Origin of the sequence: Metabacillus flavus (assembly GCF_018283675.1) — a bacterium.
Lineage (GTDB): Bacteria > Bacillota > Bacilli > Bacillales > Bacillaceae > Metabacillus_B > Metabacillus_B flavus.
This window is the reverse complement of the sequence record NZ_JAGVRK010000001.1, coordinates 2,551,630-2,570,942: the sequence shown is the minus strand read 5'-3', so window position 1 is coordinate 2,570,942 and position 19,313 is coordinate 2,551,630. Positions and strand designations below refer to the sequence as shown.

18 protein-coding genes are annotated in these 19,313 nt (G+C 43.3%); 15 read left to right on the top strand and 3 right to left on the bottom strand.

The genetic code is table 11. The features are described from left to right. The first annotated feature begins 144 nt into the window (after positions 1-144). The 12 genes from glyQ (at position 145) to J9317_RS13195 (ending at position 13,503) form a co-directional block, all read left to right on the top strand. The gene (gene glyQ / locus J9317_RS13250; RefSeq protein ID WP_211559331.1) at positions 145-1,035 is read left to right on the top strand and encodes a glycine--tRNA ligase subunit alpha; all 891 of its coding nucleotides are present in this window, start codon (positions 145-147) and stop codon (positions 1,033-1,035) included. After that, positions 1,028-3,097, top strand: coding sequence for a glycine--tRNA ligase subunit beta (glyS, locus tag J9317_RS13245; RefSeq protein ID WP_211559329.1), 2,070 nt, complete (start codon positions 1,028-1,030; stop codon positions 3,095-3,097). Before glyQ ends, glyS begins: the two co-directional genes overlap by 8 nt. Before the next feature lie 227 nt (positions 3,098-3,324). Further along, positions 3,325-3,963 (top strand): transcriptional regulator CcpN, encoded by a 639-nt coding sequence (gene ccpN / locus J9317_RS13240; RefSeq protein ID WP_211562383.1) that lies wholly within the window; start codon positions 3,325-3,327, stop codon positions 3,961-3,963. A 21-nt stretch (positions 3,964-3,984) separates the two neighbouring features. Next, positions 3,985-4,791, top strand: coding sequence for a pyruvate, water dikinase regulatory protein (locus J9317_RS13235; RefSeq protein WP_211559327.1), 807 nt, complete (start codon positions 3,985-3,987; stop codon positions 4,789-4,791). Between the two features lie 503 nt (positions 4,792-5,294). Continuing rightward, entirely contained in the window at positions 5,295-5,732 is a 438-nt protein-coding gene (locus J9317_RS13230; RefSeq protein WP_211559325.1) for a YaiI/YqxD family protein, read from the top strand. A gap of 35 nt (positions 5,733-5,767) precedes the next feature. Further along, on the top strand, positions 5,768-7,591 hold the full coding sequence (gene dnaG, locus J9317_RS13225) for a DNA primase (protein WP_211559323.1): 1,824 nt from the start codon (positions 5,768-5,770) through the stop codon (positions 7,589-7,591). A 124-nt stretch (positions 7,592-7,715) separates the two neighbouring features. Further along, positions 7,716-8,828 carry an RNA polymerase sigma factor RpoD gene (gene rpoD, locus J9317_RS13220; RefSeq protein ID WP_211559321.1) on the top strand — a complete coding sequence of 371 codons (1,113 nt, stop codon included), beginning with the start codon at positions 7,716-7,718 and terminating at the stop codon, positions 8,826-8,828. 477 nt (positions 8,829-9,305) lie between these two features. Then, positions 9,306-9,821, top strand: coding sequence for a hypothetical protein (locus J9317_RS13215; RefSeq protein WP_211559320.1), 516 nt, complete (start codon positions 9,306-9,308; stop codon positions 9,819-9,821). Between the two features lie 107 nt (positions 9,822-9,928). Further along, the gene (locus J9317_RS13210) at positions 9,929-11,068 is read left to right on the top strand and encodes an acyl-CoA dehydrogenase family protein (RefSeq protein ID WP_211559318.1); all 1,140 of its coding nucleotides are present in this window, start codon (positions 9,929-9,931) and stop codon (positions 11,066-11,068) included. 136 nt (positions 11,069-11,204) lie between these two features. After that, positions 11,205-11,564, top strand: a complete 360-nt coding sequence (gene cccA, locus J9317_RS13205) for a cytochrome c550 (RefSeq protein WP_211559315.1) — start codon at positions 11,205-11,207, stop codon at positions 11,562-11,564. 110 nt (positions 11,565-11,674) lie between these two features. Further along, positions 11,675-12,385, top strand: coding sequence for a tRNA (adenine(22)-N(1))-methyltransferase (locus J9317_RS13200; RefSeq protein WP_211559313.1), 711 nt, complete (start codon positions 11,675-11,677; stop codon positions 12,383-12,385). Beyond that, entirely contained in the window at positions 12,382-13,503 is a 1,122-nt protein-coding gene (locus J9317_RS13195) for a Nif3-like dinuclear metal center hexameric protein (protein WP_211559312.1), read from the top strand. Before J9317_RS13200 ends, J9317_RS13195 begins: the two co-directional genes overlap by 4 nt. A 50-nt stretch (positions 13,504-13,553) precedes the next feature. Here the strand turns inward: J9317_RS13195 and J9317_RS13190 are convergent, their stop codons facing one another. Next, positions 13,554-14,498 (bottom strand): 4-hydroxy-3-methylbut-2-enyl diphosphate reductase, encoded by a 945-nt coding sequence (locus J9317_RS13190; protein ID WP_211559310.1) that lies wholly within the window; start codon positions 14,496-14,498, stop codon positions 13,554-13,556. 114 nt (positions 14,499-14,612) lie between these two features. Next, positions 14,613-15,341 carry a YqfQ family protein gene (locus J9317_RS13185; RefSeq protein ID WP_249292167.1) on the bottom strand — a complete coding sequence of 243 codons (729 nt, stop codon included), beginning with the start codon at positions 15,339-15,341 and terminating at the stop codon, positions 14,613-14,615. A gap of 199 nt (positions 15,342-15,540) precedes the next feature. Between J9317_RS13185 and J9317_RS13180 the strand changes: the two genes are divergently transcribed. Beyond that, positions 15,541-16,845, top strand: a complete 1,305-nt coding sequence (locus J9317_RS13180; protein WP_211559308.1) for a DEAD/DEAH box helicase — start codon at positions 15,541-15,543, stop codon at positions 16,843-16,845. Positions 16,846-16,857: 12 nt separating this feature from the next. Then, positions 16,858-17,751 carry a deoxyribonuclease IV gene (locus J9317_RS13175; RefSeq protein ID WP_211559306.1) on the top strand — a complete coding sequence of 298 codons (894 nt, stop codon included), beginning with the start codon at positions 16,858-16,860 and terminating at the stop codon, positions 17,749-17,751. A gap of 141 nt (positions 17,752-17,892) precedes the next feature. Here the strand turns inward: J9317_RS13175 and J9317_RS13170 are convergent, their stop codons facing one another. Continuing rightward, entirely contained in the window at positions 17,893-18,147 is a 255-nt protein-coding gene (locus J9317_RS13170) for a DUF2624 domain-containing protein (protein ID WP_211559304.1), read from the bottom strand. A gap of 158 nt (positions 18,148-18,305) precedes the next feature. Here J9317_RS13170 and J9317_RS13165 point away from each other — a divergent pair, with 158 nt between their 5' ends. Next, entirely contained in the window at positions 18,306-19,187 is an 882-nt protein-coding gene (locus J9317_RS13165; protein ID WP_211559302.1) for a YitT family protein, read from the top strand. The last annotated feature ends 126 nt before the right edge of the window (positions 19,188-19,313 follow it).

The window sequence follows — 19,313 nt, the reverse complement described above, 5'->3', positions numbered from 1 at the left end:
GGAACGAAGAAGCTGATGTCTTCTGAAGTCCCAAGTAGGGTGGAACCGCGGGTAACTCTCGTCCCTATGTCATTCAATAATGGCATAGAGACGGGAGTTTTTTCGTTTCCTTGCCGAAATTATTATCCTTTTGGAGGGATCTATATGAATATTCAAAACATGATCTTAACACTGCAAAAGCATTGGTCAGAGCAGGGCTGTATTTTAATGCAGGCATACGACACCGAAAAAGGCGCAGGGACGATGAGTCCTTATACATTTTTAAGAGCGATTGGACCGGAGCCCTGGAATGTGGCTTACGTAGAACCATCCCGCCGTCCTGCTGATGGCCGCTATGGGGAAAACCCGAACCGTCTATATCAGCATCATCAATTTCAAGTAATCATGAAACCATCCCCTGATAACATTCAGGAGCTGTATCTTGACTCCCTAAAAGCATTGGGAATTAATCCGCTGGAGCATGATATTCGTTTTGTAGAGGATAATTGGGAAAATCCTTCACTGGGCTGTGCAGGACTTGGATGGGAAGTATGGCTTGATGGAATGGAAATTACCCAATTTACGTATTTTCAGCAGGTAGGCGGCTTAGAGTGCAAGCCTGTTTCAGTTGAAATTACATATGGTATTGAACGTCTTGCTTCCTATATTCAAGATAAAGAAAACGTATTTGACTTGGAATGGACGGATGGATTTACCGTCCGGGATATTTTCGGCATGCCGGAATATGAACACTCCAAATACACGTTTGAGACATCGGATGCAGAGATGCTTTTCCACCTGTTTACGGTTTACGAAAAAGAAGCACATCGTCAAATGGATCAGGGTCTTGTACATCCAGCTTACGATTATGTGCTGAAGTGCTCCCATACCTTCAACCTGCTTGATGCGAGAGGAGCCATTTCTGTAACCGAAAGAACAGGTTATATTGGCCGAGTAAGGAATCTTGCAAGAAAAGTGGCCAAAACGTTCTATGATGAAAGAGAAAAGTTGGGCTTTCCAATGGTAAAGGAACAGGAGGCGGAAAATCATGAATAAACGTGACCTGCTGATTGAAATCAGACTAGAAGAGCTTCCGGCAAGGTTTGTTACAGATTCAATGAATCAGCTTGGAGAAAAAGTGCAGAAATGGCTCAATGACCATTCTGTTCCCTTTGGAGCTATGAAACTGTATTCAACACCCCGCCGTCTTGCTGTTTTCGTTTCCGGTTTAGCAGAGAAACAGGAAGATGTAACAGAAGAGGCGAAAGGTCCTGCGAAAAAAATCGCTCTCGATGGAGAAGGCAATTGGAGCAAGGCTGCAATGGGGTTCTGCAGAGGCCAGGGTGCTTCAGTGGAGGATATTTATTTTAAAGAAATCAACGGTGTAGAGTATGTTCATGTTCAAAAGCATGTAAAGGGCCAATTCACAATCGACCTTCTTAAAAACATGGATAAAGTGCTCTCAAGTCTTACATTTCCTAAAAACATGAAATGGGGCAGCCAGGACATGCGCTATGCCCGCCCTATTAAATCCATCATTGCATTATTCGGCTCTGAGGTTATACCGTTTGCGCTGGCGGGCATTCGCACGGGTACTGAAACAAGCGGGCACCGTTTCTTGGGGGAGGCTTCTGTATCCATAACAGATCCAGCCAGCTATGAAAACGAATTGAATGCACAATATGTTGTTGCAAATACGGCTGTACGTAAGCAGATGATCAGACAACAGCTTGATGAAATGGCAAAGAAAAATCACTGGGTTATTCCAGTTGATGAAGATTTACTCGAGGAAGTAAGCAATCTGGTGGAATACCCGACGGCCCTATATGGAAAATTTGAAGCAGATTATTTAACCTTGCCTGAAGAAGTTCTTGTAACGACGATGAAGGAACATCAGCGCTACTTCCCGGTTAAGGATGAAAAAGGTGTCCTTCTTCCTTACTTTGTAACGGTACGAAACGGAAACGATGTACATCTTGAACAAGTTGCCCGCGGAAACGAGAAGGTATTAAGAGCACGTCTTTCCGACGCCGCCTTCTTTTATAATGAGGATCATAAACTGCAAATTGGCGTGGCGGCAGAAAAGCTTGAAAAGATTGTTTTCCACGAAGAGCTCGGTTCATTGGGGGATAAAGTAAGAAGAGTAACCGCCCTGTCAGACGCCTTGTCAAACCGTCTTGAGTTGAATGAAGAAGTCCATGAAGATGCAAAACGTGCCGCTCAAATCAGTAAATTTGACCTCGTTTCCCATATGGTATATGAATTTCCTGAATTACAGGGTGTAATGGGGGAAAAATATGCCCGGCTTTTAGGGGAAAAGGAAACGGTTGCGGCAGCAATCAATGAACACTACAGTCCAAGGCACTCTGAAGATCCGATTCCTGCGTCCGAGGCTGGTGCGGTCGTTGCGATTGCTGACAAACTGGACACAATTACGGCTTTTTTCTCTATTGGAATGCTCCCAACCGGATCACAGGATCCTTACGCACTCAGAAGGCAGGCAAGCGGAATCGTTCAAATTCTTATTGGATATAATTGGAAGATTCCTCTTCAGGAGCTATTCCAGCTTTCCCTGGCTACTCTTGAAGCGGCGGAACCGGAAAAACTAATAGAGGATTTAACAGGATTTTTCAAGATGAGAGCGAAGTATGTTATGGAAGAAAGGAATATTCGCTACGATTTAATTGAAGCAATTCTGCAATCTTCTGAAGCAGAGGTAACATCCATGATTAAACGGGCGGATGTACTGGCTTCCGAGTCCGGTACCGAATCATTCAAAGAAACCATTGAAGCCTTCTCCCGCGTACTTAATATAGCTGGAAAGGCAAAAGATGATACAGCTGTTGATCCGGCATTGTTTGAAAATGAACACGAAAAGGCTCTCCATGCCAAAGCGGAAAAAGCCATTTCCGGTTATTATATGGCTGCAGCATCCTCGGACTTCGTTCGTGCGTTTGATGAGCTGAAAACGATGACGCCGGAAATTACGTCATACTTTGATCACACGATGATTATGGCTGAGGATGAGAAAGTGAAAATGAACCGCCTCGCTCAAATGAAGCAGCTGGCTGATGTCATTCGTTCTTTCGCTGAAACCAACTCTATTATCGTTAAATAAACTTTCTTTGGATCCTGTTTTTCAGGATCCAAAGCTTTATTCCAAGGATACGGCCCCTGAATGAAAGGAAGCCTTCTCTCATGGGAGTTTCACTTAGAAAAATGCTTTAATATCATGACTTTTTTTCTGGACTGTTTCATATATAATGAGGATAGAACAAGCGTCATGCATTTACATAATCCTTTGCGGAAGTGAAAACGAACAGCCGCAGAATGCCGGAACTGGTGGTGAGTATAATCGAACTGAACAAGCGGCAGGAAATAATCCTTCAGATCGTGAAGGAAAATGGGCCTATAACAGGAGAACATATAGCAGATCAATTAAATTTGACCAGAGCTACTTTAAGGCCGGATCTCGCAATTTTAACGATGTCGGGATATTTGGAAGCAAGACCGAGGGTTGGCTATTTTTATACTGGAAAGACGGGCAATCAGCTATTAAGTGACAAGCTTAAAAAACTTCAGGTTAAGGATTTTCAATCCATTCCAGTGGTCGTTAGCGAGAATGTGTCAGTCTATGATGCAATCGTTACGATGTTCCTTGAGGACGTAGGCACTTTATTTGTAGTGGATAGGGATTCCCTGCTCGTGGGCGTGCTCTCCAGAAAAGATTTGCTGCGGGCTAGCATCGGCAAACAAGAATTAGCTTCAATCCCGGTTAATATTATTATGACCAGAATGCCGAACATCACAGTTTGCAGAAATGATGATTTTATTATGGATGTGGCAAAATCGCTGATTGAGAAGCAGATCGATGCGCTTCCGATTATCCGGGATACTGAAAAAGGATTTGAGGTCATTGGGAGAATTACGAAAACCAATATGACCAAGATTCTGATGAGACTTGCAGATAACGATATAATTTAGCATAGGAAGCGGGGGAACGGGATGAATAACCGAGTCGTTTATGTAGTATCAGATTCAGTAGGGGAGACGGCAGAACTGGTCGTTAAAGCAGCAATCAGCCAGTTCAATGGAACCGCAGCAAATACGATGATCAAGCGAATTCCATACGTGGAAGACAAAACAACTCTTGAAGAAGTCGTGTCATATGCGCAAATGGACGGAGCCATTATCTGCTTTACACTTGTGGTTCCAGAGCTGAGGAACTACCTGATTCAGCTGGCATCTGTCAGAAAAGTGCCGTTTCATGATATTATCGGTCCGCTGATTGATAAAATGGAAACATCTTATGGGATTCAAGCAAAATATGAGCCGGGCAGAGTACGCAAGCTTGATGAAGACTATTTCAAAAAGGTTGAGGCAATTGAATTTGCCGTTAAATATGATGATGGCAGAGATCCAAGAGGTCTGCTGAAAGCCGATATTATTCTTATCGGAGTTTCAAGAACATCCAAAACACCATTATCCCAATATCTTGCACACAAACGTTTTAAAGTAGCCAATGTTCCAATTGTCCCGGAAGTGGAACCGCCGGAAGAGCTTTTCAAGATTCCGGCTAAAAAGTGCATCGGCCTAAGAATTAGTGCAGAAAAGCTTAATAACATCAGACGCGAGCGCCTCAAATCGCTCGGATTAAATGACCAGGCGATCTATGCCAACATCAACCGGATCAATGAAGAAATCCAATACTTTGACAAAGTTGTGGAACGCATTGGCTGCAACGTGATCGACGTTTCAAACAAAGCTGTAGAGGAAACGGCTAATATTATTCAAACCATTATGAATAAATGAGCATGATAGCAAGAGGACAATTTTTATTTTGACAGAACCAGTGAAGCGCTGCAAAACATAGTCTGATTTTTATTTAGCAGCGGAGCTGTAATGTGCAGAATAGTCCCGCATCCTGCGGGCGCGGGCCCAGCTGAATTTTTCAGCCGGGCTTTCATTTGGCGTGAGTTCAGGAAGTACATAAATTCCTTTTTCAAATTTAAGTAAAAAGCATAGAAAAATTGGAGACTTTGTATTATAATAAAAAATTGTGATAAAATTACACTTTTTAGGTTTAGACTTTAAGGCGGTAGAATAAACTATTTACTAGTATCTGTCAAGAACAAAACGCGAAAATTATTCGACAATGGTGTTAGCTATCAGCTTCGTCAAGCGGGTTCATCACGTTTTATTCAAATTTCTCTTTTAGTCAAGGCTAGTTGTTATAATGATTCTGCTTTGGAAGAAGGATTTTAACGGAGTGATGGAGAATAGAGAAAAATGCCGAAAAAAAGCTGAAAATATTAGTGGATGCTGATGCATGTCCAGTGAAGAAAGAAATCGCTGATTTGGCTGATCAATATGAAGCGGAGACTGTTTTTGTCGCTTCATACAATCACATGACGAGCGAAACGCTGGGGAAAAAGTGGGTTTATGTTGATACAGATAAAGAATCGGCAGATCTTTACATTGTAAACCATATTAATCCTGGGGACATTGTGATTACTCAGGATATTGGGCTGGCAGGCTTACTCCTGAAAAAGAACGTTACGGTTTTAACTCCAAGGGGTAAACACTATACAGAGTATAATATAGAAACGGCTTTGCAGTATCGGTACTTGTCTGCGAAGGGAAGAAGAGAGGGCGTCCATTCAAAAGGTCCAAAACCTTTTTTAGATGCCGACCGGGAAAAATTTAAAGAATCTCTGGAAAAGTTCCTGTCGAATATTGCAGGGATTGATTAGTTAGTCTCGAATACTTCAAACACGGGGATGTTAGAATGGCTCAGAGAATTCCTGAGGATGCTGTCAATAAAATACAGCAGTCTGTGGACATCACCGATATCATCGGAGAATATGTCCAGTTAAAGAAGCAGGGGCGCAATTATTTTGGCCTTTGTCCATTTCATGGGGAGAATACTCCGTCATTTTCTGTTTCACCGGATAAGCAGATTTTTCATTGCTTTGGCTGCGGGGCAGGAGGAAACGTATTTTCTTTCCTGATGCAAATGGAAGGCTATGAATTTGTGGAGGCTGTAAGGCAGCTTTCCGAAAAAGAAGGAATAGCCCTGCCCGAAGAAGTCGCGCAGGTCTCTCCCTCCAGCCATGAAAAGCAGGATGATGATACAGCGGCAATGCTGAAAGCCCATGACCTCTTGAAGAAATTTTACCACCATTTGCTGGTAAATACAAAAGAGGGCCAGGACGCGTTGGATTACCTTTTGCAAAGAGGATTTACAAAGGAATCAATTGAACAATTCGAAATAGGCTACGCACTGCCTTCCTGGAATTTTGTGTCTAAATTCCTCTCGAGCAGAGGGTTCAGCCTTCCGCTCATGGAACAGGCAGGTCTGCTGGTTAAGAAAAACGATGGAAATGAGTTTCTTGACCGTTTCAGAAACCGGATTATGTTTCCGATTCTAGATCATCACGGAAACACCATTGCCTTTTCTGGCCGGGTTTTGACAGATGAACAGCCAAAATACTTAAACAGCCCTGAAACCAAACTGTTTAATAAGAGAAAAGTGCTTTATAACTTTCATAAAGCAAGGCTACATATTAGGAAGCATCAGCAATCTGTACTTCTCGAAGGCTTTGCAGACGTAATCTCTGCTTCTAAGGCAGGAGTTGAACAGTCTGTAGCTGCAATGGGCACTGCACTGACAGAGGAGCAGGCAAAGATTTTGAAGAGAAACAGTGCTGAGGTTGTAATTTGCTATGATTCGGATAAAGCCGGTCTTGAAGCGACATTGCGTTCGGCAAAAACATTGAACCAGGCCGGAGCAGCCGTCAAGGTTGCAATGATACCGGATGGACTTGACCCCGATGACTACATTAACCGGTTTGGAGCCGAAAAGTTCCGCCAGGATGTAATAGGGGCGAGCGTGTCGGTGATGGCATTTAAAATGCATTATTACAAAAGAGGGAGAAATCTTCAAAACGAAGCGGAAAGACTTCAATACATCGAGCAGATATTAAAAGAATTTGCCGGTATGCAAAATCCGCTGGAACAGGAGATTTATCTAAAGCAGCTTTCTCAGGAATTTTCACTCGATATGAGCATTCTCAAGGAACGGCTGTCTGAAGTGCTTAGGACCTCTGGAAGGCCGAAAGACAATAGGGAGCAAAAAAAAGCTGCTGCGGATAGGCCAATGGCTTCCCGTAAACGCAAGACTCTCTTGCCCGCCTTTCATAATGCAGAGCGGATGCTTCTGGCCCATATGCTCAAGAACAGGGATGCCGCCCAAAAGGTGCTGGATACAATCGGTCTTGAATTTAATATTGAAGAACACCGGGTAATTGCCACTTATTTATATGCCTATTATGAAGAAGCAACTGATGAAAAGATCAGCTCTTTTATCCAAAGGCTTCCCAGCAAAGAGCTTATGTCTGCCGTGTCAGACATTGCCATGATTCAAATTAGTGATGAGCCTTCTCCTCTCGAGATCCAGGACTATATAAAACAGATTCTAAATCATCCGAAAACCCGGGATCTTCAGCAGAAAGAAGCTGAAAAAAATGAAGCGGAAAGGCAGAGGGATTTTGTAAAGGCAGCTAGAATTGCCATGGAAATCGTTCAGCTCAAACGCTCATTTAAGTCTTAACTATTCGAAAATGACCATCCATTATTAATGGAGTTCATCTATAGCAACCCAGCAGTCTTACAATAAGGCAGCGCAAAATTTAACTGCCTGAAAAGGCTGCAAGAGTTTGGAAGGAGGGGATCCAATGGCTGACAAACAAACCCATGATACAGAACTGACGCTTGAACAAGTGAAAGATCAGCTAACGGAGATCGGCAAAAAGCGTGGTTCATTGACATATGAGGAAATTGCAGAACGTATGTCAAGCTTTGAAATGGAATCAGACCAAATGGATGAGTATTATGAATTTCTTGGTGAACAGGGCGTTGAGCTTCAAGGTGAAAACGGTGAAGCAGAAGACCCTAACATACAGGATTTAGCTAAAGAAGAAGAGTTCGACCTGAATGATCTCAGTGTACCTCCTGGGGTTAAAATTAACGACCCGGTACGGATGTACTTAAAAGAAATTGGACGTGTCGATCTTCTTTCTGCTAATGAAGAAATCGAGCTGGCCAAAAGAATAGAAGAAGGAGACGAGGAGGCTAAACGCCGTTTGGCAGAAGCAAACCTACGTCTGGTTGTAAGTATCGCTAAACGCTACGTTGGACGCGGCATGCTCTTCCTTGATTTGATTCAGGAAGGAAACATGGGTCTGATGAAAGCGGTAGAGAAATTCGACTATCGCAAGGGCTACAAATTCAGTACGTATGCAACATGGTGGATTCGCCAGGCTATAACAAGAGCTATTGCCGATCAGGCACGTACGATAAGAATTCCTGTTCATATGGTCGAAACCATTAACAAGCTTATTCGTGTTCAAAGGCAGCTCCTGCAGGACCTAGGCCGTGAGCCATCACCGGAAGAGATTGCAGAAGATATGGATTTGACCCCGGAAAAAGTGCGGGAAATCCTTAAAATTGCTCAAGAGCCTGTATCTTTGGAAACACCGATTGGTGAAGAAGACGATTCACACCTCGGCGACTTTATTGAAGATCAGGATGCAACTTCTCCATCTGAGCATGCAGCTTACGAATTGCTCAAAGAACAGCTTGAGGATGTTCTTGATACGCTGACAGACAGAGAAGAGAATGTCCTTCGCCTCCGTTTCGGTTTAGATGACGGCCGTACCAGGACGCTTGAGGAAGTTGGAAAAGTGTTTGGTGTAACACGCGAGCGTATTCGCCAAATCGAAGCAAAGGCTTTGAGAAAATTACGTCACCCAAGCAGAAGCAAGCGTCTTAAGGATTTCTTGGAATAGAAAAGGAAAGGCGGGTCACCGTCTTTCTTTTTTTATGCCTTTTTTAAAAGACTCCAGCCTGAAAGATGGCGGTTTTTCTATTAGGCTGATTACAGAAGGTGCAAGGCTTCTGCGGGAACAGAGGGATAGGTTTAGATGCGGCAGCGATTTGCGGTCTGCCGCATCAGCCGTGCCCGATGCTGATTCAAAATAGTAAACGAAAGCGCTTACTTATTTATTTGTATTTACGAGCGAAGCAAACATTATTAAAATATAGCTATAAAGTGAAAATTCCATAGTGGAGTTTCATTTCAGCTAGTTGCTGCGGCCTGCAGGATATGGGTCATTCAGACACTGCCGCAGAAAGTACCGCTTGCCGTTAGTTTGATCATCCGGGCTATCAGTACCCGTGCTATTTTCTTAGCTTCATAGCAGCCTTGAGCTGGGATTTTCTGTCCGCTTCAGCGGGATAAATATGACAAACGGAGAATGACACAAATGAAAATTGAACGAAAACAAATCATCATCGATGAAATAAAGCATTGGAAGATCAACAAGCTGCTTCCTGAGACATATTGTGACTTTCTGCTTGCCTTATACACAGGCGGGAAGCAAGAAGAACCGGTTAAGAAAAAGAAGCGATCCGCCTTAATAATGCCGTATTTAATCCTGCTGCTTCTTCCTTTATCACTTTTTATCTATTTTACTGAAATGAATCCGCCAATGCAAATAGGCCTTTTGACAGTATTTGTGTTAAGTGTTCTTCCAGCTCTAAATAAAAGCAGAAGGCAGGGAATGTTTTTTTATTATATGGGTGTCCTGTTCCTGCTGTTACTGCTCCTTAGCCTGACGGGAATCAGCTTTGCACCGCTGCCCAAAGGACCTTCCTCCGCTATCGCCATCATAATACATAGCTTCATTTGGATCCTTTTCGCTATTCGCTTTAAAATGCGAACCTTTTTTATTGCTGGATCCGCTGGAATTCTGCTTTCAGCTGCGTCTTTCCTTTTTTAATGCGGCAGCTGACAAGCATAAAATATTAAATTTTTAAAAAGTTGTGAAAATAATCCTTTCCTCTTATAATAATAATGTAAGCGTGTTCAATATTCAGGGGGGATTGGATGAATTTTGAGTTAACGGCTGAACAGAGAATGATTCAAAGAACAATAAGGGAATTTTCCGATGCTGAAGTGGCGCCGGGAGCTGAAGAAAGAGATAAAACAAAGGAATTTCCAAAGCAAATATTTAAAAAGCTAGGAGATATGGGAATGCTCGGCCTTCCTTTTCCTGAAGAATTCGGTGGAGCTGGAGCAGATACCGTGAGCTTTGCCATCGTGACAGAGGAATTAAGCCGAGCCTGCGCCTCGACTGGAATTACATACTCTGCGCACATTTCACTTGGGGGAGCGCCAATCAATTTATTCGGTACAGCAGAGCAGAAGCGGGAGTACCTTTCTAAAATTTGCTCAGGAGAGTCATTGGGAGCCTTTGGCTTAACAGAGCCTAACGCGGGGTCTGATGCAGGCGGAACAGCTACTGAAGCGGTAGTAAAGAATGGGGCCTTCGTAATTAATGGAAGCAAATGCTTCATCACCAATGCATCCTATGCGAAATTTTTAGCTTTAACCGCAATAACAGGGAGAGAAGGCGGCCAAAAGGAAATAAGTGCGATTATTGTCCCGACCGATGCGAGAGGGTTTTCCGTTATTGATAATTACGAAAAAATGGGTCTGAACGCTTCAAATACGACAGAATTGGTTCTGGAGGATGTTTCGGTACCTGAGGAAAACCTGTTGGGTAAGAGAGGCAGAGGGTTTAAACAATTCCTGATTACTCTGGATGGCGGCCGTATTGGAATAGGAGCAATGGGAGTGGGCATTGCGCAAGCTGCCTTTGAAAAAGCGCTTAATTACGCTAAAGAAAGAAAGCAGTTTAGCAGAAGCTTGTCTACTTTTCAGGCTATTCAATTTAAGCTTGCTGATATGGCGTTGAAAATCGAACTCGCCAGAACGATGGTATATAAAGCAGCCTGGCTTAAGGATCAGGGGAAAGCTTTTACGAAGGAAGCATCCATGTGCAAGCTCTACGCCTCTGAAATTTGTTCGGAAGTCACGAATCAGGCCATTCAAATTCATGGCGGCTATGGCTATATGAAGGATTACCACGTTGAGAGATATTTACGGGATGCAAAGCTGCTTGAAATCGGCGAAGGAACGAGTGAAGTTCAAAGAATGGTTATTGCAAGACAGATCGGCTGCTGAACATAATTTGGGTAGAAGATGGGTTTTTGGATGAAATTGGTCTTATTCTCTTTTCCTTCCTACTAATATAAAGTAAAATGAAGGAAGTTTACGTCTATCATTACATAGAGAGAGACGAAGTCTGGGAGGAGAAAAAATGAAACGGAATCCGCTTATTCCTTTTGCCTTAATTGCTCTTTTCGGTATAGGATTAATGCTCTTTTTTTCAGTAAAAGGGATTGGTGATGGAAAAGAAATGGCTGGCGGTGAGAAAGAGAAGCCGAAAACAGAAGACATTTCAAAGTTGTCTCCTGAAGAAATTTATAAAGGGAAATGCATTTCCTGTCATGGCGAAAACTACGAGGGCGGTGTAGGCCCGAAACTAGCCGGCAATGATCTCGATGTAAATGGAATTAAGGAGAAAATTAAAAACGGGGGCGGCGGGATGCCGGCTAATCTGGTTCCGGATGAAAAGAAACTCGATGAAATGGCAAAATGGGTTTCGGAACTAAAATAATTCGTCTTTAACCCCTGTAGAGGGGTTTTTGTTTTGCCTGTTGGACATGAAGAAGCTCTTCACCTAAAATAGGGGAAGGTATACATAAATTACGGACAAAAGGTGACAACATGAATGAATTGAAATTATCGAAAAGATTACACGCAGTTGCAAACTTCATTCCATCAGGAGCAGTTTTAGCCGATATTGGATCAGATCACGCCTATCTGCCCAGCTACGCTGTGATAAGCGGCAATGTTCAAAAGGCTATCGCGGGCGAGGTGGTGGAAGGCCCTTATCAGTCGGCAGTCAAACAGGTGGAGAGGACCGGATTAACGAAACAGATTGATGTGCGAAAAGGGGATGGGCTTTCTGTATTGAGCCCTTCTGAGGCCACATGTGTGACCATTGCAGGGATGGGCGGAGGTCTGATTGCTAAGATCCTCGAGGAGGGAAAGAGCAAGCTTGATAAGACAGAACGGCTAATTCTTCAGCCAAATGTTAACGCGAATTTTATACGGACTTGGCTGATTGAAAATGGGTGGGAGCTTATAAAGGAAGAAATTTTAGAAGAGGACATGAAAATTTATGAGGTGCTTGTTGCAGAAAAAGGCGAGCCGCTCAATCCGTATAGAGGAAAAAAACAGGAATCAGCGATTTTATTCGGACCATTTTTGATGGAAGAGAAAAATGACGTATTTATTAAAAAATGGAAGCATGAAAAACGCCACTGGGAAAGTGTCGCAGCTCAAATTGATAAGGGAAAGAATACAGATGAATCAATGAGCAGACGAGAAGAAATGGAGACTTTGATAACCATGGCATCGGAGGTATTGGAATGAGCAAAATACCGAACGGGTATGAAATCATTGAACTGTTTGAAAGCTTTTCTCCTAAACGATATGCAGTCGAAGGAGATAAGATCGGTCTGCAAGTGGGAACCCTTAATAAACCGGTTAAACAGGTTATGATTGCACTGGATGTTCTGGACGAAGTAGTCGATGAAGCCATTAGCCTGAATGTCGATTTAATCATTGCCCATCATCCGCCGATCTTCAGACCGCTGAAAGCATTGAGAACCGATCAGCCTGCGGGGCAGCTGCTTGAAAAATGCATAAAAAACGACATTGCCATCTATGCGGCCCATACGAATTTGGACGTTGCAGAGGGCGGTGTCAATGATTTGCTGGCACAGGCATTAAATTTACAGGATACCAAAGTTTTATCTCCTGTGATTGAGGAAAAACTCAAGAAATTAACGGTTTTCGTACCTTCTTCACATATAGAAACGGTAAGGAAAGCTATTGGAGATGCTGGGGCCGGCGCTATCGGAAAATACAGCCATTGCACATTTGCTGCTCAAGGAACAGGGACCTTTTTGCCTTTAGAAGGAGCAGCCCCTTTTATTGGGGAAGCAGGGAAGCTTGAAGAGGCAGATGAATTTAGACTGGAAACGGTTTTCCCAGAGAACCTTGAGAAAAAAGTGGTTTCCGCCATGATAAAGGCACATCCGTATGAAGAACCCGCCTATGATATGCACACTCTGGATCAAAAAGGGCTAGTGATGGGTCTTGGAAGAATCGGCAGGCTTGAGGAAGAAATCACACTCAGGGAATTCACGGAACAAGTGAAAAAAGCGCTGGATGTTGAAACGGTCCGGGTCGTTGGAGATTTAGATGCTAAAGTTAAAAAATGTGCTGTACTGGGCGGAGACGGAAATAAGTACCTTTATGACGCTAAATTCAGCGGAGCAGATGTGTATGTTACGGGAGACCTCTATTATCACACGGCACATGATGCCATAATGATGGGCCTTAATGTGGTGGACCCAGGCCATAACGTAGAGAAGGTAATGAAGCAGGGAGTAACAGAAATAATGCTTTCATTATGTGAGGAAAAGAAATATGAGGTCAGTATTGTTCCGTCTGCCGTTCATACAGATCCATTTAAATTTGTTTAATAAATGATTTAAAAAAGGTGTTCCGGCAAATTTGCGGGAACACCTTTTTCTCATTTTTTCGCTCGTACTTTCGGCAGGATTTTGTTCAGCGGTACAGCATGGACAACATCCCAAACCTTGTTTTCATCATCCTCGTATTTTTCAAGGAAAGCAATAACTTCTTTTGTAATAGGGGTCGGAGTAGAGGCGCCAGCAGTGATTGCAACTGTTTTAACGCCCTTCAGCCATTCCAGTTTCAGCTCAGAAAGGTTGGAGATCCGATAAGCCGGTGTTCCGGCAATCTGTTCCGATACCTGTGCCAGTCTGTTTGAATTGTTGCTTTTAGGATCACCGACGACGATTGTCAAGTCAGCTTCCTTTGCCTGCTCTGCAACAGCCTCCTGGCGCACCTGGGTAGCAAGGCAAATTTCCTGATGGAATTCAACATGCGGAAATTTTTCCTTTACCTTTTCCATAATATCGTATACGTCCCATTGGCTCATCGTCGTCTGGTTCGTAACGATGATTTTTTCGGAGTTGATTTCAAGTGCGTCGGCATCCTCTACCGTCTCAATCAAGTGAACAATTTCAGGAGCCACTCCCACAGCACCCTCTGGTTCAGGATGGCCTTTTTTTCCGATATAAATAACTTCATAGCCTTTTCCTTTTACATCCCGGATTAAATCATGTGTCCTCGTAACATCCGGGCATGTGGCATCAATGCTCACAAGTCCTTTTTCTTCGGCGATGCGTCTGACTTCAGGTGAGACGCCATGCGCTGTAAAGATGACGGTTCCTTTGTCTACTTTTTCCATGATTTCAAGACGGTTTGTTCCGTCTAAAGTGATAATTCCTTCTTCTTCAAAAGCATCTGTAACATGTTTATTATGAACGATCATACCTAAAATGTAGATCGGTCTTGGCAGGGTTTTGTCCATTGCCGCGTTTTTCGCAATGACCATCGCATCTACAACACCATAGCAATATCCGCGCGGAGCAATTTTAATTACATCCATGTATCTTCCTCCTAAAGGATGATCAGGGAACGAAAATGAAAAAAGCCGATAACCGGCCTTTTTTCTCATTACCTGACATTATTATAGCGAAATGGGAGGAAGAATACAAAACTCTTATACATAAAGTCTAGGTTTTGACGTTCCTTTTCTGGCAGAAGCCCTTTCAGACAATTCATCTTCTTGCTCTGAACTGTAATCAGCTTTCCTTGATAAAGACTCTGTCTTTTTCTTGGCTGGCGTTTGTATATCAGCTTTTTTTTCTGGCTGTTCTTCAGAAGAAGAGCTGCTGTCTTCCCCGTCATCACTGTTCATTTGACTGAAAATCTTGATCATTGCCGGCAGATTCCTTACTAATGGACCGTACTGCTGGACCATTGGTGTCACCTGCTGAGCCATACCAAGAACTTTTTGAACATTTCCGAGCATCCCTGTTATATTGGACGGATTGGCAAGACCAGAGATTCCCTGCTGGGCTGCTCCTGCAATATTTCCTGCACCGCCTGCTGAAGGCATAAAGCGGGATAGTAATCCTCTAATTCCTCCGCTGCCTGCACCGGCTGCCTGCTGGGCGCCGGGAACCTGTCCGCCGAAGCCTCCAAACCCGCCAAATCCTTGGCTGCCTCCAAAGCCCTGACCGCCGCCAAATCCTTGAGGACCGCCAAATCCTCCGAAATTTCCTCCTTGAAAAATGCCTCTTCCTCCTGGTGTCTGCCCGTTAAATGGACGAATTCCAGGAAAAGATGGTCCGCCTCTGCCAGCAATCGGTCTGCCGCCTGAAAATGGCCCCGGCATGAATCCTCTACCCTGTATGCCGCCCGGCGGCATAGGTCTTTGTGGAAACATAGTCTTACTCCTTTCTATCCTGTTACCTGCTATAGAATATGCGCAAGCGGAAAAAAGGTTTTTCTTTTCGCTGGAAAAGACTTTGCAAGGTTGGTGTTTTAGGCTGTTATCGTATATAATGTGAAAATGGTTAAACCTGTCCAGATACGGAACGTCTAACAGACAGGATGGCAAATTATTAAGGGAGTTTTATAATACTATGGAGAGATTTGAACGATTAAAGCTTAAACCGTTTCTAATAGACGCAGTGAAAGAATTGGGCTTTGATAAGCCAACTGAAATACAGGAGAGAATTATTCCTTCGATCATAAAAGGGGAAAGTGTGATCGGCCAGTCTCAAACCGGGACAGGAAAAACCCACGCCTACTTGCTTCCTCTTTTAAATAACCTGGACCCTGCTTCCCAATCTGTACAAGTAGTAATTACTTCACCGACAAGAGAATTGGCTAATCAGATTTACAAGGAAGTTCTTAAACTGATCAGCCACCATGATCAGGACATTCAGGCAAGATGCTTTACTGGGGGAACTGACAAGCAGCGCTCTATTGATAAGCTGAAGCAGCAGCCTCAAATCGTCATTGGGACACCTGGAAGACTGCATGATTTGCTGAAAGTAAACGCCCTGCATGTTAACAATACGAAATCATTCGTCGTCGATGAAGCCGACATGATCCTGGATATGGGCTTCCTTGAGGATGTGGACCGAATTGCAAGCGGAATGCCGGAACAGCTTCAAATGCTCGTTTTTTCAGCCACAATTCCAGAAAAACTGAAGCCGTTTTTGAAAAAATACATGGCCAATCCAAAATTCACTCATGTTGCCCCTAAGCAGGCTGCCGCAGAGAAGATTGAGCATGTGCTGTTGCCGCTGAGACACCGCAATAAAACGAAACTCGTCCATGATATGCTGCTTGCTTATAATCCATATCTTGCGATTGTTTTTACCAATACGAAGAAAATGGCCGATGCCGTTGCTGATGAGCTTGCTGCAAAAGGTCTAAAAGTTGGCCGTATCCATGGTGGACTTCCTCCGCGTGAACGCAAAAAGGTAATGAAACAGGTCAACGATCTGGAATATCAATACGTTGTTGCAACGGATCTTGCTGCGCGCGGAATTGATATTGAAGGTGTCAGCCATATCATCAATTATGAACTTCCTCAGGATTTGGACTTCTACATTCACCGTGTGGGACGAACAGCGCGTGCCGGGTATTCAGGTCTGGCAGTAACCATATATGAAACTTCCGATGAAGATGCATTGGCTAAGCTTGAAAAAATGGGCATATCATTTGCATACAAAGATTTAGAAGGCACTGAATTTAAAGATGCAGATGACCGTCATCGCAGAAAAAATCGTCCGAAAACAGATAGAGAAACCGATGAGCGTGCGAAACACGGGATCCGCAAGCCTAAAAAAGTAAAGCCTGGCTACAAAAGACACATGAAATGGGAAATGGATAAAATCAAGAAAAAGCAGCGCCGAATCAAGAGAAGAGAGAAATAGGAGGGGATTTGCATGCTTAGAATCGGCTCCCATGTCTCGATGAGCGGGAAGCATATGCTTTTGGCGGCCAGCCAGGAAGCAGCATCCTATGGAGCAAACACCTTTATGATTTATACAGGTGCCCCTCAAAACACGAGACGCAAAAAAATTGAAGATCTGAATATCGAGGCCGGACAGGCCCATATGAAAGAGAACGGCATGGACAACATCATTGTCCATGCCCCTTACATCATCAATATTGGAAATTCCGTTAATCCGGACACCTTTGAACTTGGAGTAAACTTCCTGCGATCTGAAATCGAGCGGACAGCGGCACTTGGCGCAAAACAAATTGTGCTCCATCCAGGTGCACATGTCGGGGCTGGAACAGAAGAGGGCATCAGGAAAATCGTTGAGGGACTTAATGAAGTGCTGCTCAAGGATCAGCCGGTTCAAATTGCACTTGAGACGATGGCGGGAAAAGGCTCAGAAATCGGTTCAAACTTCGAAGAGCTTGCACGGATTATGGACGGTGTTCATTACAATGAACATTTATCTGTCTGCTTTGATACATGCCATACACATGACGCAGGGTATGATCTTATCAATAATTTTGATGGGGTGTTAGAGGAATTTGACCGGATCATCGGACTTGATCGTTTGAAGGTCCTTCATGTCAATGACAGCAAAAATCCGATTGGTGCCAGAAAAGACCGGCATGAAAATATCGGTTTCGGTCATATTGGCTTTGATGCACTTCTTAACATCGTGCACCATCCTTCTCTGGCGGAAGTGCCGAAAATATTGGAAACCCCCTATGTAGGGGAAGATAAAAAAAATAAAAAACCGCCATACAAATTTGAGATTGAAATGATTCGGTCTAAAGAATTTGATGATGGAGTTTTAGAAAAAATCGTCAGTCAATAAAGTGAAACTTCCATGAGCGGGAGATTTCCTGCCCGCTAAACCGGGATAAACAAGAAGAAGGCTGTCTCCTAAAGACAGCCTTTCTGTATTTTTTTTATAATTGCACAAAAGCCGTAATAGCAGGGAATTCTCTTACATAAGCTATTTTACAAACTGCTTGAACAGCAAATCCACCTGTTGTGCCGTAGCTGTGGACGTAATCGCTGCAATACTGGCAAGCAGTTTTCTTCTCTCATTTTCATTGAAGATGTTCACATTTTTCCCTTTAATAACTTTAACAATTTGGACTGCCTGAGCGGGATTGATGGAAAGCTGATTTTGTTTAGCCAGCTGAAGCAGTTCATCGGCTGTTATGGAATTGACCTTTTGATTGACTATCTTTTGAAATAAAATCAAAATTAAACCTCCTCTCACTACAATGTATGGATTAAAGCCTAAGGTGTGCGGAAGGATGAGGCCTTGCCGCTTCAATCCTCTATATGAAGAGGGATATCATATACATATGGGCTTAAGAGTATTTCATGTATGAAAATAAGCAGAAAAAGGAGAGGGCTATGGAAAAAAGACAGCATCGCAAAGAAAAATTAGGAAGAACCATCTATCGATTTATCATGATCATTATCGGAGCGGGTCTGGCAGCCGCTGCACTTGAGCTTTTCCTAATCCCCAACAACATCATTGATGGCGGAATTATTGGTATATCTCTAATTCTTGACCACATAACTCCCGCAGGACTAGCTTTTATTAGTTTTGGTACACTTGTAGTTGTGCTGAATCTTCCTTTTATGTATTCCGGCTACAAACACATCGGAAAAACCTTCATGATTTCTTCTATATTCGGGGTTATCGCTTTGGCAATCATTGAGCAGTCCCTTCATCATGTTGACCCATTCACAACGGAGCCGATTCTCGCTACTGTTTTTGGAGGGCTTATTTTAGGGCTCGGAGTTGGTTTGGTCATTCGGAATGGAGGGACGCTGGACGGAACAGAAATCCTTGGAATTTTAATGACAAAACGGCTCCCGGTATCTGTAGGGGAATTCGTTATGTTCATCAATATTTTCATTTTTGGATGGGCAGCATTTGTATTTGGCCCAGAGCAGGCCATGTATTCGGTAATGACTTATTACATAGCATTCAAAACCATTGATACAGTCATACAGGGCCTTGATGAGACAAAGGCCGTCATCATCGTGACCGAGCAGTTCGAAGAGGTCTCGGATGCGATCCTGCACAGGCTGGGCCGCGGTACAACTAAGCTGAAGGGAAAAGGCGGATATTCAGACGAAGATACAGAAGTTATTTATGCAGTTGTCACAAGGCTGGAAGTAACAAAGCTGAAGTCTATTATTCATGAAATTGACGAAAATGCATTTATCACCATCATGAACACGCAGGAAACACATGGTGCACGATTTAAGTCCGCCATCCACTAATTTGATTGTCTTTACAAAAGAAGGGAAGGCATGTATACTTTCATAGTTATATAAAATGGTTAGCGGAAAAGCTGCCATTTTATTTTTGATAAGTAAATCGTAATCGTTCTTACTTTAATTATTGCA

Excerpts from the sequence above, each read along its gene's own strand:
- J9317_RS13215 (WP_211559320.1), top strand. The coding sequence starts at position 9,306 with ATGAAAATTGAACGAAAACAAATCATCATCGATGAAATAAAGCATTGG.
- J9317_RS13185 (WP_249292167.1), bottom strand. The coding sequence starts at position 15,341 with ATGTTTCCACAAAGACCTATGCCGCCGGGCGGCATACAGGGTAGAGGA.
- glyQ (WP_211559331.1), top strand. The coding sequence starts at position 145 with ATGAATATTCAAAACATGATCTTAACACTGCAAAAGCATTGGTCAGAG.
- rpoD (WP_211559321.1), top strand. The coding sequence starts at position 7,716 with ATGGCTGACAAACAAACCCATGATACAGAACTGACGCTTGAACAAGTG.
- cccA (WP_211559315.1), top strand. The coding sequence starts at position 11,205 with ATGAAACGGAATCCGCTTATTCCTTTTGCCTTAATTGCTCTTTTCGGT.
- J9317_RS13235 (WP_211559327.1), top strand. The coding sequence starts at position 3,985 with ATGAATAACCGAGTCGTTTATGTAGTATCAGATTCAGTAGGGGAGACG.
- glyS (WP_211559329.1), top strand. The coding sequence starts at position 1,028 with ATGAATAAACGTGACCTGCTGATTGAAATCAGACTAGAAGAGCTTCCG.
- J9317_RS13165 (WP_211559302.1), top strand. The coding sequence starts at position 18,306 with ATGGAAAAAAGACAGCATCGCAAAGAAAAATTAGGAAGAACCATCTAT.
- J9317_RS13195 (WP_211559312.1), top strand. The coding sequence starts at position 12,382 with ATGAGCAAAATACCGAACGGGTATGAAATCATTGAACTGTTTGAAAGC.
- dnaG (WP_211559323.1), top strand. The coding sequence starts at position 5,768 with ATGGCTCAGAGAATTCCTGAGGATGCTGTCAATAAAATACAGCAGTCT.
- J9317_RS13190 (WP_211559310.1), bottom strand. The coding sequence starts at position 14,498 with ATGGATGTAATTAAAATTGCTCCGCGCGGATATTGCTATGGTGTTGTA.
- J9317_RS13180 (WP_211559308.1), top strand. The coding sequence starts at position 15,541 with ATGGAGAGATTTGAACGATTAAAGCTTAAACCGTTTCTAATAGACGCA.
- J9317_RS13210 (WP_211559318.1), top strand. The coding sequence starts at position 9,929 with ATGAATTTTGAGTTAACGGCTGAACAGAGAATGATTCAAAGAACAATA.
- J9317_RS13175 (WP_211559306.1), top strand. The coding sequence starts at position 16,858 with ATGCTTAGAATCGGCTCCCATGTCTCGATGAGCGGGAAGCATATGCTT.
- J9317_RS13200 (WP_211559313.1), top strand. The coding sequence starts at position 11,675 with ATGAATGAATTGAAATTATCGAAAAGATTACACGCAGTTGCAAACTTC.